Source organism: Bacillus sp. N447-1 (assembly GCF_022701035.1).
GTDB lineage: Bacteria > Bacillota > Bacilli > Bacillales > Bacillaceae_G > Bacillus_A > Bacillus_A cereus.
This window is the reverse complement of the sequence record NZ_CP065509.1, coordinates 639,613-652,559: the sequence shown is the minus strand read 5'-3', so window position 1 is coordinate 652,559 and position 12,947 is coordinate 639,613. Positions and strand designations below refer to the sequence as shown.

Sequence of the window (12,947 nt, the reverse complement as noted above, 5' to 3'; positions counted from 1 at the left end):
TGATGATTTTGAAAAATAAGAGGATGCTAAAAATAGGAATATGCGTTGGTATATTAGGTTTAAGTCTTACAAGCCTAGAAGCTTTTACAGGAGGGGCACTGCAAGTTGAAGCGAAAGAAAAGACTGGTCAAGTGAAACATAAAAATCAGGCAACGCATAAAGAGTTCTCTCAACTTGAGAAAAAATTTGATGCTCGATTAGGTGTATATGCGATTGATACTGGTACAAATCAAACAATCTCTTATCGACCTAACGAAAGATTTGCCTTCGCATCAACTTACAAGGCTTTAGCCGCGGGAGTATTACTACAGCAAAACTCAATTGATTCATTAAATGAAGTAATCACATATACGAAAGAAGACTTAGTGGATTATTCACCTGTTACAGAGAAACATGTAGATACTGGAATGAAACTAGGAGAAATTGCTGAGGCAGCTGTTCGTTCAAGTGATAATACTGCAGGGAACATTTTATTTAATAAAATAGGAGGACCTAAAGGATATGAAAAAGCGCTTAGGCATATGGGGGATCGGATTACTATGTCTGATCGCTTTGAAACAGAATTAAACGAAGCTATTCCAGGAGACATTCGTGACACTAGTACAGCGAAAGCTATTGCTACGAATCTTAAAGCTTTTACGGTTGGAAATGCACTTCCTGCTGAAAAACGTAAAATTCTTACAGAGTGGATGAAAGGAAATGCTACAGGAGACAAACTTATTCGTGCAGGCGTACCAACTGACTGGGTAGTTGGAGATAAATCAGGTGCTGGCAGTTACGGGACAAGAAATGATATTGCTATCGTTTGGCCTCCAAATAGAGCACCAATTATCATCGCAATTTTATCTAGTAAAGATGAGAAAGAGGCAACTTATGATAATCAACTCATTGCAGAGGCAACTAAAGTTATAGTTAAGGCTCTTAGGCAATAGTATTTTAGTTTTCGCATTTTTAACATGAAAGTATTAAAAGTATAAAGTTAGAAAACGACTCTTTTCGTGTGATAAGAGTCGTTTTTGTATTCTTATTATTAAAAAGGTAAAAGTAAAAATATAACGAATATATATGACATATCTTATATGAAATTTCATGTACTGTATTATTTTATTAATTTAAATAAATTTCAAGAAAGTATAATATAACTCAGTTAGCATATAGAAGTGTTTGATGAGAATGTAAAGGAGAAAATATGAAAAAGAAGATTAATAGAATTGTAATGATTATTTGTATATTAGTAGGTTTTACAATCTTTTTATATTTACAGAACAATTTAATAAGTATAACTGAGATTAAAATAACCTCTAGTAAAATACCATCCTCTTTTAAAGGGTATAAAATTCTACAAATTTCAGACTTACACAATAAAAAATTTGGCGATAATCAAGATGTGTTAATTCAAAAAATGAAAAGTATAGACCCAGATATTATTGCAATTACGGGTGATTTAATTGACAGTAAATCATACGATGCAGAAGTTAGTATGCAATTAATACGAGAAATGGTAAAGAAGTATCCTGTATATTTTGTGACAGGAAACCATGAACAATGGTCTGGAAAGTATAACAGTTTAGAAAAAGAGTTGAAGAAATATGGTGTCAATGTTTTAAGGAATGAACATGTAGGCATTCGAAAGGGTGAGCAAGAGATAAACTTGCTAGGTATTGATGATCCAGAGTTTGGTACTGGAAACCGTGATGAAGGAAATATTATAATAGATGAAATTAAAAAAGCAAAAATTGAAATGCAGCCAGATAGATATAATGTATTATTATCCCACAGGCCTGAATTTATAAAGGAATATACGAATGAGCGGTTGGATTTGGTTTTATCGGGACATGCTCATGGAGGGCAAGTTAGATTGCCATTTATCGGTGGATTAGTTGCTCCAAATCAAGGTGTTTTACCTAAATATACAGCGGGTTTATATGTAGAACAAAATACATCAATGGTAGTGAGTAGAGGATTAGGAAATAGTATCATTCCGCAAAGGATTTTGAATAGGCCAGAAATTGTAGTCGTGCAGCTAAATTAAGCTGTACGATTTTTTTTATACAAAAATGAGTAAAGGGGCTTTCTGTATTTTGCAGGAGTAAACATTACAATTTTGTTAAAAATTTTCTACGTTACATAAAGTAACAAAATTTGACCCTCAGTGTTTGTTATAGTGTAAATAATCAAAAAACTTAAAATTTGTCGAGTGAAAATTGTGATAAGTAATTCATATAAAAACTTAAAGGGTGTACACATGCATAAAGAATATGAAATTGAAGAATACACGGCGATTGAGGAACAAATCCATTATTATTGTAAATGTTTATTAGTAAGTCATCCTGATCAAATAATAAAGTATTTAGAAAAAGGTTAGAAAAATATGCAGAAACATTACAATATGCACATTTATATCCTGACACAGTTATTTTACCGTTACAGCAATTAGTTATCGAATATTCTTTAGACGTTGCTAGAATTCGGAAGTATATGAATTTAAAAACGTAAAGTGAAATTTATAGTTTAAATGAAACAGAGTCGACTTTAGGAAATGAAATTCTAATGTCGACTCTGTTTCATTGTTTAATATCGGTGATTGAACATACATACTAATCAACGAAGTTTGACATATAATTAAGCAAGAGTAAAATAAAAGTGAGTACTCACTCATTTTTATTAGAAAAGGAGGATGAAACGTGCAACAACCTTCAATTATTTTACGGACTGTATCAAAAAGTTTTGGAAAAAAAGAAGTGTTACACAATCTTTCATTGCAAGTTGAAAAAGCAGAGATTTTTGGTTTTGTTGGACCTTCTGGATCGGGGAAAACAACGCTCATTAAAATGATTGCAGGTATTAATGAGGCAACGAAAGGTGAAGTGCTTGTTAATAATACTAATATGCCTAATTTAAATGAGATGAAACGAATTGGTTATATGGCCCAGGCGGATGCATTATACGAAGAATTATCAGCATATGAAAATGCAGATTTTATAGCAACGATGTATGGACTAAAGGGAAAACGTAAAAAGACAAGAATTGCAGAGGTTTTTGAACTTGTACAATTGTCACAGTATATGAAAAAGCAAGTACAACAATTTTCAGGTGGAATGAAAAAACGCTTATCATTAGCAATAGCGCTCCTTCACGAACCAGAAATATTAATTTTAGATGAGCCTACAGTGGGGATAGATCCGCTTCTTAGAAAAACGATTTGGGAAAAATTTTATGATCTTAAAAAGAAAGGCACAACGATTATTGTAACGACGCACATTATGGATGAAGCTGAATTTTGTGAGCGTCTAGGGTTAATTAGAGAAGGGAAACTAGTTGCGGTTGGAACAACTGAAGAATTGAAAAAACGCGTGTCATCTGGACGGATTGAAGATGTCTTTTTGCTAGAAGAGGTGGTGCCATCATGAGAGTTACTGGTGTAATCATACGTATTATTCGTCAATTTTTTCGAGATAAGCGTTCGTTAGCAATGATGTTTGGAGCACCGATGTTATTACTTTGGCTTTTGTCACTAGTGTTTACACAGAAAGACTATATACCGCAAATTGCTGTTGTTGATATGCCCGCTCAAATAGTAAAAGTGATGAAAAATCAAGAAGCGTCAATTTATGAATACAGTAAGGAAAAGGCGATTTCTGAGTTGGAAAAACAAAAGGTAGATGCAGTATTTCGAATAGAGAATGGAAAAATGAAACTTCTGTTGGAAGGTAGTGATTCGTCAAAAAATCGTGCTGTACTTCAAGTATTGCAAAAAAGCACAGAGAAGAATGATGTATCGATTATGAAACCTGAAGTAAATTATTTACATGGCTCTAAAGACTTTACGATGTTTGATGGGCTTGGTCCTGTATTAATTGGTTTCTTTACATTTTTCTTTGTATTTATATTATCTGGTGTATCTTTCGTAAGAGAACGTTTAAGTGGTACGCTAGAAAGGTTATTATCCACCCCAGTAAGAAGATGGGAAATAGTCGCAGGTTATATTATTGGTTTTGGAATCTTTGCCTTTATACAATCCATTATTATCGTAAGTTTTTCCGTTTATATTTTAGATTTATACGTAGCTGGCTCCATATGGCTAACGTTACTTATTACATGTATGCTCTCTTTAACTGCACTAACATTAGGTACGTTTTTATCGGCATACGCAAATAATGAGTTTCAAATGATTCAATTTATACCGCTTGTTATTGTGCCACAAATCTTCTTTTCTGGATTGTTTCCAATGGAATCTATGAACCTACAAATGTTAGGGAAAGTATTTCCACTCACATACGGCGCTGACGCAATGAGACAAGTGATGATTCGGAATCAAGGGTTTACAGAGATTGCATTAGATCTTACTGTGTTATTACTTTTTGCAATATTATTTGCAGTAGGAAATGTATTTGCTTTAAAGAAACATCGCAAAATATAATAATGACAAAAAGGAGCTTTATAAATGCAGAAGGATTGGCTGGAGGAATTAATAGCTGCAACTAATACGGATAAACGAAATGAACGTCAAATGCGTATATTAGAGGCGGCTGTTGATATGTTTGGAGAAAAAGGATACGCTTCAACTTCAACAAGTGAAATTGCAAAGCGTGCTGGTGTAGCGGAAGGAACCATCTTCCGCTACTATAAAACAAAAAAAGATTTATTACTAGCGGTCGTAATGCCAACTTTAACTAAGTTCGCTGCACCATTTTTCGTACAAACCTTTGCAAAAGAAATATTTAAATCGGATTATGAATCATACGAAGGACTTTTAAGGGTTGTAATTCATAATAGGTTTAAATTTGCTCAAAAACACTTTCCTATGATAAAAATATTAATTCAAGAGGTGCCATTCCAACCAGAACTGAAAAATGAAATACAGCAATTAGTAGAAACAGAACTGTTTTCACATTTCAAAAAGTTGATTGTGAAATTTCAAGAAGAAGGGGAAATTATTGAGATACCACCATCTTCCGTACTACGTCTTACTTTATCAGCTGTATTAGGTTTATTATTAACACGATTTTTATTATTGCCTGAAGAAAAATGGAGTGATGAAGCGGAAATTGAAAATACGATTCAATTTATATTGTATGGATTAACTCCACGATTTTAATCGTTGAAGTGTGAATTACATACATTACTTTTAAGTAAAAATAAATCGCCTTTAAAAAGGCGATTTATTTTCATTATATTTTTGATAAATAAGTACTTGTTTACTAAAAACATTCTAAATCAGCGTGTTTCTTTGTCTCTTCTTCTAAGACCTAATAATCCTGCTAGTCCTAATAAACCAAGCCAAGCCCAATTATTATTTTTATCACGATTATCATTTAAATCATTTGTTGTATTTACATTTCGAGTTCTTACATCATTATTAACTCTGTCTAAGTTATTGTCATTTACTCGAGTTGAAATATCAGTGTTATTCACTCTATTCATATTATTTCCATCGTATTCAGCTTGCGTAGATGTACCTAAAAACATAATAGATAGTGCTAAAACACTTAAGATAGATGATAATTTCTTTTCATAACAATCCTCCTTTCTTAATCATTAATTTCTCCGAAGCATGTGTGTATTATTCATTTCACAATATCTAAACCCTCATTAATAGGGCGCACATTTATAGAAAATAGAGTTGAATGATTGTTAATATATCATTGGATATATATTTCTCATAAAAATAACTGAATCAAACTTTGCTTAAAATGTTAATCTTAGTACAATTTATATTATACGGGCTAGCAATAAGGAGGTAATAAGATGCGACAATTTGCAAAACCTACAATCGTCGTAAGTAAGTGTTTAGAATTTGATGCTTGTCGTTATAATGGAGAGATGATTCCAGATGTAACAATACGAAATTTGCAGCCATTTGTTACATTTATACCTGTTTGTCCAGAAGTGGAGATTGGATTGGGGACTCCTCGTGAAACGATACGAATTGTAGAAGAAAATGGTGAGAATAGACTTGTGCAACCGTCGACACGAGAAGATGTAACTGAAAAAATGGAGCAGTTTTCAAATGACTTTTTACAAACGATACCGGATGTGGATGGTTTTATTTTAAAGAATCGTTCACCAAGTTGTGGTACGCGTGATGTGAAAATTTATTCTGGTTTTGAAAAAGCGCCAGCAAAGGGAAAAGGAGCTGGCTTATTCGGCGGAGCAGTAGTAAAAAATTTTTCGCATCTTCCTATTGAAGAGGAAGGTAGATTGTCGAATTTTATTATTAGAGAGCATTTCTTTACAAGGTTATTTACAATCGCATATTACAAAATGATTAAACACAATAAAAATATGAAAGAACTTGTATCGTTTCAGTCGGACAATAAATATTTATTTATGGCATATAATCAGGTGAAACAAAAGGAATTAGGTCGTATAATTGCAAATCAAAAAAATGAAAAGATTGAAGTGGTATTTGAAAACTATGAGAAGACTTTATATGAATTATTTATGCGTGCGCCCCGTTATACATCGAATGTAAATGTATGCGAGCACATTTTTGGATATTTTAAAACAAAGTTAAAAAAACAAGAAAAAGATCATTTTATAGAACTGTTACAAAAGTATGCAGAAAAGAAAATACCACTTAGTAGTTTACTTACAATATTAAAATCATGGGCTATTCGATTTGATGAAAAGTATTTATTAAGACAAACGTATTTCGAACCATACCCTGAAGCATTAGTAGAAATTTCTGATTCGGGAAAAGGTAGAGATTATTAAACAATAAATTACATAATTCGACACAAAATCTCCTATGTTGTTGTAGAACAATGTAGGAATTTTTTTGTGCATTAGTACAGAATCTGTTTTAAAATTAAGTTATGACAGAATTGTAGCAATTGTCTAACTAATATTCTTGTCTTTTAAGTTGTTATGTTTGTAGTAGAAACTCGCACGCTGTCGAAACTCAATATTCGATAAGGGGTGTGTAGCGGAATGGAATTTACTCTAACTCGCGAAAAACAAATGATTAAAGAAATGGTACGTGACTTTGCTGAAAAGGAAATCGCACCGAAAGCTGTATATTATGACAAAACTGCAGAGTTTCCATATGAAACATTTCAAAAAATGGGCGAACTAGGATTATTAGGCATCCCATTCCCAGAAGAGTATGGAGGTTCAGGTGGCGATACGGTATCGTATGCGTTAGCAGTTGAAGAAATTGGTCGCGCTTGTGGTGGCACCGGTTTAAGCTATGCTGCAACAATTTCATTAGGTGCTTCTCCAATTTATTATTTCGGTACAGAAGAACAAAAACAAAAGTATTTAGTTCCAATGGCGTCAGGTAAAACATTAGGTGCCTTCGGATTAACGGAGCCGAATGCTGGATCAGATGCAGGTGGTACTCAAACGAAAGCGGTATTAGATGGTGATGAGTATGTAATCAGTGGTGAGAAGTGTTGGATTACAAACGCAGAGTATGCAAATACAATTATTGTAACCGCTGTCAACGGTATTGAAGAGAATGGTAGAAAACGTATTTCTGCATTTATCGTGCCTACTACGAGTGAAGGATTAACGATTTCAAGTCCTTACGATAAGATGGGTGTTCGCGCTTCTAATACTTGTGAAATCGTACTTGATGGCGTTCGTGTACCGAAAGAAAATATTCTTGGTGATGTAAATAAAGGCTTTAAACAATTTTTATATACACTTGATGGAGGGCGTATTTCAATCGCAGCATTGGCAGTTGGTATTGCGCAATCAGCCTTTGAACGTGCATTACAATATGCGAAAGAACGTCAACAATTTGGAAAGTCAATCTCTAATTTCCAAGCGATTCAATTTAAATTAGCTGATATGGCGACTGAAGTAGAGCTAGCACGCAATTTAGTACATAAAGCAGCTTGGTTAAAAGATAACGATAAACCTTTCGGCAAAGAAGCGGCAATGGCAAAATTATTTGCATCGGAAGCAGCAAGCCGTATTGCGAATCAAGCAGTACAGATTCATGGTGGATATGGTTATATGCGTGAATATGAAGTTGAACGACATATTCGTGATGCGAAACTATTAGAAATTGGTGAAGGAACTTCTGAAATTCAACGTCTCGTAATTGCTAGACATTTAGGATGTAGATAAAAGGAGGAATCACTATGTTTCAAAAAATATTAATTGCGAATCGCGGGGAAATTGCTGTTCGTATTATGAAAACTTGTCAAAAACTTGGCATTCGCACTGTTGCTATTTATTCTGAAGCAGATGAAAATGCCCTTCATGTGAAGATGGCAAATGAAGCTTACTTAGTAGGTGGACCGCGTGTTCAAGAAAGTTATTTAAACCTTGAAAAAATTATTGAAATAGCTAAGAAGACAAATGCAGAAGCGATTCATCCGGGTTATGGTTTATTATCAGAGAATCCGTCTTTTCCGGTTCGCTGCAAAGAAGAAGGAATCGTATTTATCGGTCCTTCAGAAGAAATCATTACGAAGATGGGAAGTAAAATTGAATCACGTATCGCAATGCAAGCAGCAGATGTCCCAGTAGTCCCAGGTATTACTACAAATATTGAAACTGCTGAAGAAGCAATTGAAATTGCAAAACAAATTGGTTATCCATTAATGCTTAAGGCATCCGCAGGCGGCGGAGGCATTGGTATGCAGTTGATGGAAACTGAGCAAACGCTCACCAAAGCGTTTGAAAGTAATAAAACAAGAGCGCAAAACTTCTTCGGTAACGGAGAAATGTATTTAGAGCGATATATAGCAGATGCGCATCATATTGAAATTCAGCTTTTAGCAGATACACATGGTAACACAGTGTATTTATGGGAGCGTGAATGTTCGGTACAGCGCCGAAATCAAAAAGTAATCGAAGAAGCACCTTCACCATTTTTAGATGAAGGTACACGAAAGGCGATGGGAGAAGTTGCTGTACAAGCTGCCAAAGCACTTGGCTATACAAATGCAGGTACAGTTGAGTTTCTTGTAGATAATCAGAAAAATTTCTATTTCTTAGAAATGAATACGAGATTACAAGTAGAGCATCCAGTGACAGAAGAAATTACGGGATTAGACCTTGTAGAACAGCAACTCCTTATCGCAAGTGGAGAGAAACTATCATTTACTCAGGATGATGTAAAACGTAGTGGTCATGCCATTGAAGCTCGTATTTATGCAGAGGATCCGAAAACATTCTTCCCATCACCTGGGAAAATTACAGATTTAACATTACCGTCAAATGTACGGATTGATCACTTCTTAGAAAATCATGTAACGATTACACCTTTCTATGATCCAATGATTGCGAAAGTCATTGCACATGGCGAGACTCGTGAAGAAGCAATTTCGAAATTACATGATGCTCTAGAAGAATTAAAAGTAGAAGGTATTAAAACGAACACGCCAATGCTACTGCAAGTTTTGGAAGACGAAGTGTTCAAAGCGGGTATTTATACAACGGGTTTTGTAACGAAACAACTCGTTAAAAAATAAGATCTAACAATATTAAGGGGGAAAAAATGATGACGAAAGTATACGCATCGATGGCAGGAAACGTTTGGAAGATTGTTGTAGGAGTAGGAGATACAGTAGAGGAAGAGCAGGATGTCGTCATTTTAGAATCTATGAAAATGGAAATTCCAATCATTTCAGAAGAAGCCGGCACAGTTATGAAAATTAATGTGCAAGAAGGCGATTTTGTAAATGAAGGAGATGTATTATTAGAAATTGAATAGGGAGATATAGGGGGAAGCGAATTGAAACTACCTAATTTTGCTGTCATTAAAGAAGTAGGACCACGTGATGGTTTACAAAATGAAAAAAAGATTGTTGGCACAAAAGATAAAGTAAAATGGATTCAACTACTTACAGAAGCAGGATTGTCGTATGTTGAAGTTTCCTCATTCGTTCACCCAAAATGGGTCCCAGCATTAGCGGATGCAAATGATGTGTTTTCTGAGCTGAAAAGGGATCCAAATGTTACATATGCTGCGCTTGTTCCGAACCAAAATGGTTTGGAACGAGCTTTTTTGCAAAATGTAGATGAGGTGAATGTTTTTTTATCAGCAAGTGAATCTCATAATAAAAGTAATATTAATAAATCGATTAAAGAAGCGTTAGTTGTAATCGAAGATATAACAAAACAGGCATTATTCGAAGGGAAAAAGGTAAGAGGCTATGTTTCTACTGTATTTGGATGTCCTTATGAAGGGGATATAAGTGTCACAGCAGTTGACGAATTATGTAATCAACTATTTTCATACGGCATTTATGAAGTTTCTCTTGGGGATACAATCGGTGTAGCGAATCCATTACAAGTAGAACAAGTATTAGAACATCTATTAAAGAAGTATGATGCTTCGCAGTTTGCTATGCATTTTCATAATACGTATGGAATGGCTCTAGCAAATGTAGTTAAATCATTAGAATACGGTATTACAACATTTGATAGTTCTTGTGGTGGACTTGGGGGCTGCCCTTATGCACCAGGAGCATCAGGTAATGTTGCTACTGATGACCTAGTACATATGCTCCATAAATTAGGAGTTCAAACGAATATAGACGAAGAAAAGTTATTGCGAGCTAGTCAATTTATTCAAAGTAAGCTAAATATCCAATTACCGAGTCATGTGTATAGAGCGCTTCAACATAAAACGATAAGTAGGTGAGAAGATGCTACAATTACAAAACATTTCAGTTGATTATGTAACACCTCACGTTGTAAAGATTTCGTTATATCGTGAAAGACAAGCAAACTCATTATCTTTAGCGTTATTAGAAGAGTTACAAAACATATTAACTCAAATAAGTGAAGAGTCCAATACGCGTGTAGTTATTCTAACAGGTGCTGGTGAAAAAGCATTTTGTGCTGGTGCTGATTTAAAAGAACGTGCTGGTATGAATGAGGAACAAGTTCGCCATGCTGTTAGTATGATTCGCACGACTATGGAGATGGTTGAACAATTACCACAGCCAGTTATTGCTGCTATAAATGGAATTGCACTTGGTGGTGGTACGGAATTAAGTTTAGCTTGTGATTTTAGAATTGCTGCTGAATCTGCAAGTCTTGGTCTTACTGAAACGACACTTGCAATTATACCAGGAGCGGGTGGTACACAGCGCTTACCGAGATTAATTGGTGTTGGTAGAGCGAAAGAATTAATTTATACAGGTAGACGTATTTCAGCGCAAGAAGCAAAAGAATATGGTTTAGTAGAATTTGTTGTACCAGCTAATTTACTTGAAGAGAAAGCGATTGAAATAGCAGAGAAAATTGCTAGTAATGGACCTATTGCTGTTCGATTAGCAAAAGAGGCAATTTCAAATGGTATTCAAGTTGATTTACATACCGGATTACAAATGGAAAAACAAGCGTATGAAGGTGTAATCCATACGAAAGATAGATTAGAAGGATTACAAGCATTCAAGGAAAAACGCACACCAACGTATAAGGGGGAGTAAATATGTTAGATCAAAAACAACAATCTAATTCATTTGAAGAACGAGTTGAAACGATTAAACAAGGCGGCGCACCAAAGTATCATGAACAAAATAAAGCAAAAGGAAAATTATTTGTTCGAGATCGTTTAGCGCTTCTATTTGATAATGGCGAATATGTAGAAGATGCATTATTTGCTAACTGTGAACAAACAGGCTTACCTGCGGACGGCGTTGTAACGGCAACGGGTAAAATACATGGTCGTACTGCATGTGTAATGGCCAATGATTCTACTGTAAAAGCTGGATCATGGGGATCACGCACAGTTGAAAAGATTTTACGTATTCAAGAAACAGCTGAAAAACTACGTGTTCCGTTATTTTATTTAGTCGACTCTGCTGGAGCGCGCATTACAGATCAAGTAGAAATGTTCCCAGGGCGCCGTGGTGCAGGAAGAATCTTCTATAATCAAGTGAAATTATCAGGTAAAGTTCCTCAAGTATGCTTATTATTTGGACCTTCTGCAGCTGGTGGTGCCTATATTCCAGCCTTTTGCGACGTTGTAATGATGGTAGAAGGAAATGCATCTATGTATTTAGGATCTCCTCGTATGGCTGAGATGGTTATCGGTGAGAAGGTAACTTTAGAAGAGATGGGCGGAGCTCGTATGCATTGCTCTGTATCAGGATGCGGAGATGTTTTATGCAAGACAGAAGAAGATGCGATTACACAAGCAAGACAATACATTTCATATTTTCCAAATAACTACTTAGAAAAGACTCCATTGGTTACACCTCAAGAACCGAAACAATTCGATAAAACGTTAGAACAAATCATTCCAGAAAATCAAAATGCTCCTTTCAATATGAAAGATCTCATTAATAGAGTTATTGATGAAGGTTCATTCTATGAAGTGAAAAAATTATTTGCTCAAGAGCTAATTACAGGCTTAGCACGTATTGATGGTAAGCCTGTTGGTATTATTGCAAATCAGCCGCGTATGAAGGGCGGCGTATTATTCCATGATTCAGCTGATAAAGCTGCTAAGTTTATTAATTTATGTGATGCATATCATATTCCATTATTATTCCTTGCGGATGTACCAGGATTTATGATTGGAACAAAAGTAGAGCGTGCTGGTATTATTCGCCATGGTGCAAAAATGATTTCTGCAATGAGTGAAGCAACTGTACCGAAGATTTCTATCGTTGTTCGTAAAGCATATGGTGCTGGTTTATATGCGATGGCAGGTCCAGCATTTGAACCAGATTGTTGCCTGGCATTACCGACAGCCTCTATTGCGGTAATGGGTCCAGAAGCTGCGGTTAATGCTGTATATGCAAATAAAATTGCAGCTTTACCAGAAGAAGAGCGTGCTAGCTTCATTGCTGAAAAACGTGAAGAGTATAAGAAAGATATTGATATTTATCATTTAGCATCAGAGATGGTGATTGATGGTATTGTTCATCCAAACAATTTACGTGAAGAATTAAAAGGACGTTTCGAAATGTATATGAGTAAATATCAAGTATTCACGGATCGTAAACATCCTGTATATCCAGTTTAAAAGC

The 12,947-nt window shown here is 35.0% G+C and carries 13 protein-coding genes and 1 pseudogene; 13 read left to right on the top strand and 1 reads right to left on the bottom strand.

From position 1 onward, the window contains the following. Positions 1-2: 2 nt before the first annotated feature. The 6 genes and pseudogenes from bla to IQ781_RS03280 all read left to right on the top strand — a co-directional run bounded on the left by bla (position 3) and on the right by IQ781_RS03280 (position 5,098). Positions 3-932, top strand: coding sequence for a class A beta-lactamase Bla1 (gene bla, locus IQ781_RS03305; protein WP_063219966.1), 930 nt, complete (start codon positions 3-5; stop codon positions 930-932). A gap of 257 nt (positions 933-1,189) precedes the next feature. Continuing rightward, on the top strand, positions 1,190-2,032 hold the full coding sequence (locus tag IQ781_RS03300; protein ID WP_000727181.1) for a metallophosphoesterase: 843 nt from the start codon (positions 1,190-1,192) through the stop codon (positions 2,030-2,032). 213 nt (positions 2,033-2,245) lie between these two features. After that, a pseudogene (locus IQ781_RS03295) lies at positions 2,246-2,496 on the top strand (hypothetical protein). A gap of 188 nt (positions 2,497-2,684) precedes the next feature. Then, the gene (locus IQ781_RS03290) at positions 2,685-3,410 is read left to right on the top strand and encodes an ABC transporter ATP-binding protein (RefSeq protein ID WP_001187071.1); all 726 of its coding nucleotides are present in this window, start codon (positions 2,685-2,687) and stop codon (positions 3,408-3,410) included. Then, positions 3,407-4,420: an ABC transporter permease gene (locus IQ781_RS03285; protein WP_001266729.1), complete on the top strand. Its 1,014-nt coding sequence runs from the start codon at positions 3,407-3,409 to the stop codon at positions 4,418-4,420. The genes IQ781_RS03290 and IQ781_RS03285 overlap by 4 nt, the downstream gene beginning before the upstream one ends. 24 nt (positions 4,421-4,444) lie before the next feature. Beyond that, positions 4,445-5,098: a TetR/AcrR family transcriptional regulator gene (locus IQ781_RS03280; RefSeq protein WP_001168185.1), complete on the top strand. Its 654-nt coding sequence runs from the start codon at positions 4,445-4,447 to the stop codon at positions 5,096-5,098. Positions 5,099-5,217: 119 nt separating this feature from the next. Here IQ781_RS03280 and IQ781_RS03275 read toward each other — a convergent pair whose 3' ends face one another. Then, the gene (locus tag IQ781_RS03275) at positions 5,218-5,469 is read right to left on the bottom strand and encodes a WGxxGxxG family protein (RefSeq protein ID WP_242808220.1); all 252 of its coding nucleotides are present in this window, start codon (positions 5,467-5,469) and stop codon (positions 5,218-5,220) included. Positions 5,470-5,748: 279 nt separating this feature from the next. Here IQ781_RS03275 and IQ781_RS03270 point away from each other — a divergent pair, with 279 nt between their 5' ends. The 7 genes from IQ781_RS03270 to IQ781_RS03240 all read left to right on the top strand — a co-directional run bounded on the left by IQ781_RS03270 (position 5,749) and on the right by IQ781_RS03240 (position 12,943). Further along, positions 5,749-6,717 (top strand): YbgA family protein, encoded by a 969-nt coding sequence (locus IQ781_RS03270; protein ID WP_001248640.1) that lies wholly within the window; start codon positions 5,749-5,751, stop codon positions 6,715-6,717. A 216-nt stretch (positions 6,718-6,933) separates the two neighbouring features. Then, entirely contained in the window at positions 6,934-8,079 is a 1,146-nt protein-coding gene (locus IQ781_RS03265) for an acyl-CoA dehydrogenase (protein ID WP_000397279.1), read from the top strand. A gap of 14 nt (positions 8,080-8,093) precedes the next feature. Continuing rightward, positions 8,094-9,431, top strand: coding sequence for an acetyl-CoA carboxylase biotin carboxylase subunit (locus IQ781_RS03260; RefSeq protein ID WP_000486749.1), 1,338 nt, complete (start codon positions 8,094-8,096; stop codon positions 9,429-9,431). A gap of 26 nt (positions 9,432-9,457) precedes the next feature. Beyond that, a complete protein-coding gene (locus tag IQ781_RS03255; protein ID WP_001987345.1) occupies positions 9,458-9,673 on the top strand; it encodes an acetyl-CoA carboxylase biotin carboxyl carrier protein subunit in 216 nt (71 codons plus the stop codon). A 21-nt stretch (positions 9,674-9,694) separates the two neighbouring features. Beyond that, positions 9,695-10,606 carry a hydroxymethylglutaryl-CoA lyase gene (gene mvaB, locus IQ781_RS03250; RefSeq protein ID WP_000775436.1) on the top strand — a complete coding sequence of 304 codons (912 nt, stop codon included), beginning with the start codon at positions 9,695-9,697 and terminating at the stop codon, positions 10,604-10,606. 4 nt (positions 10,607-10,610) lie between these two features. After that, on the top strand, positions 10,611-11,399 hold the full coding sequence (locus tag IQ781_RS03245) for an enoyl-CoA hydratase (protein WP_000939818.1): 789 nt from the start codon (positions 10,611-10,613) through the stop codon (positions 11,397-11,399). A gap of 2 nt (positions 11,400-11,401) precedes the next feature. Beyond that, positions 11,402-12,943 carry an acyl-CoA carboxylase subunit beta gene (locus IQ781_RS03240; RefSeq protein WP_000886744.1) on the top strand — a complete coding sequence of 514 codons (1,542 nt, stop codon included), beginning with the start codon at positions 11,402-11,404 and terminating at the stop codon, positions 12,941-12,943. Positions 12,944-12,947 lie beyond the last annotated feature (4 nt).

What these genes read in the sequence shown, in the direction of transcription:
- bla (WP_063219966.1), top strand. Translation starts at nt 3, where the DNA reads ATGATTTTGAAAAATAAGAGGATGCTAAAAATAGGAATATGCGTTGGT.
- IQ781_RS03300 (WP_000727181.1), top strand. Translation starts at nt 1,190, where the DNA reads ATGAAAAAGAAGATTAATAGAATTGTAATGATTATTTGTATATTAGTA.
- IQ781_RS03285 (WP_001266729.1), top strand. Translation starts at nt 3,407, where the DNA reads ATGAGAGTTACTGGTGTAATCATACGTATTATTCGTCAATTTTTTCGA.
- IQ781_RS03280 (WP_001168185.1), top strand. Translation starts at nt 4,445, where the DNA reads ATGCAGAAGGATTGGCTGGAGGAATTAATAGCTGCAACTAATACGGAT.
- IQ781_RS03275 (WP_242808220.1), bottom strand. Translation starts at nt 5,469, where the DNA reads ATGTTTTTAGGTACATCTACGCAAGCTGAATACGATGGAAATAATATG.
- IQ781_RS03270 (WP_001248640.1), top strand. Translation starts at nt 5,749, where the DNA reads ATGCGACAATTTGCAAAACCTACAATCGTCGTAAGTAAGTGTTTAGAA.
- IQ781_RS03265 (WP_000397279.1), top strand. Translation starts at nt 6,934, where the DNA reads ATGGAATTTACTCTAACTCGCGAAAAACAAATGATTAAAGAAATGGTA.
- IQ781_RS03260 (WP_000486749.1), top strand. Translation starts at nt 8,094, where the DNA reads ATGTTTCAAAAAATATTAATTGCGAATCGCGGGGAAATTGCTGTTCGT.
- IQ781_RS03255 (WP_001987345.1), top strand. Translation starts at nt 9,458, where the DNA reads ATGATGACGAAAGTATACGCATCGATGGCAGGAAACGTTTGGAAGATT.
- IQ781_RS03245 (WP_000939818.1), top strand. Translation starts at nt 10,611, where the DNA reads ATGCTACAATTACAAAACATTTCAGTTGATTATGTAACACCTCACGTT.
- IQ781_RS03240 (WP_000886744.1), top strand. Translation starts at nt 11,402, where the DNA reads ATGTTAGATCAAAAACAACAATCTAATTCATTTGAAGAACGAGTTGAA.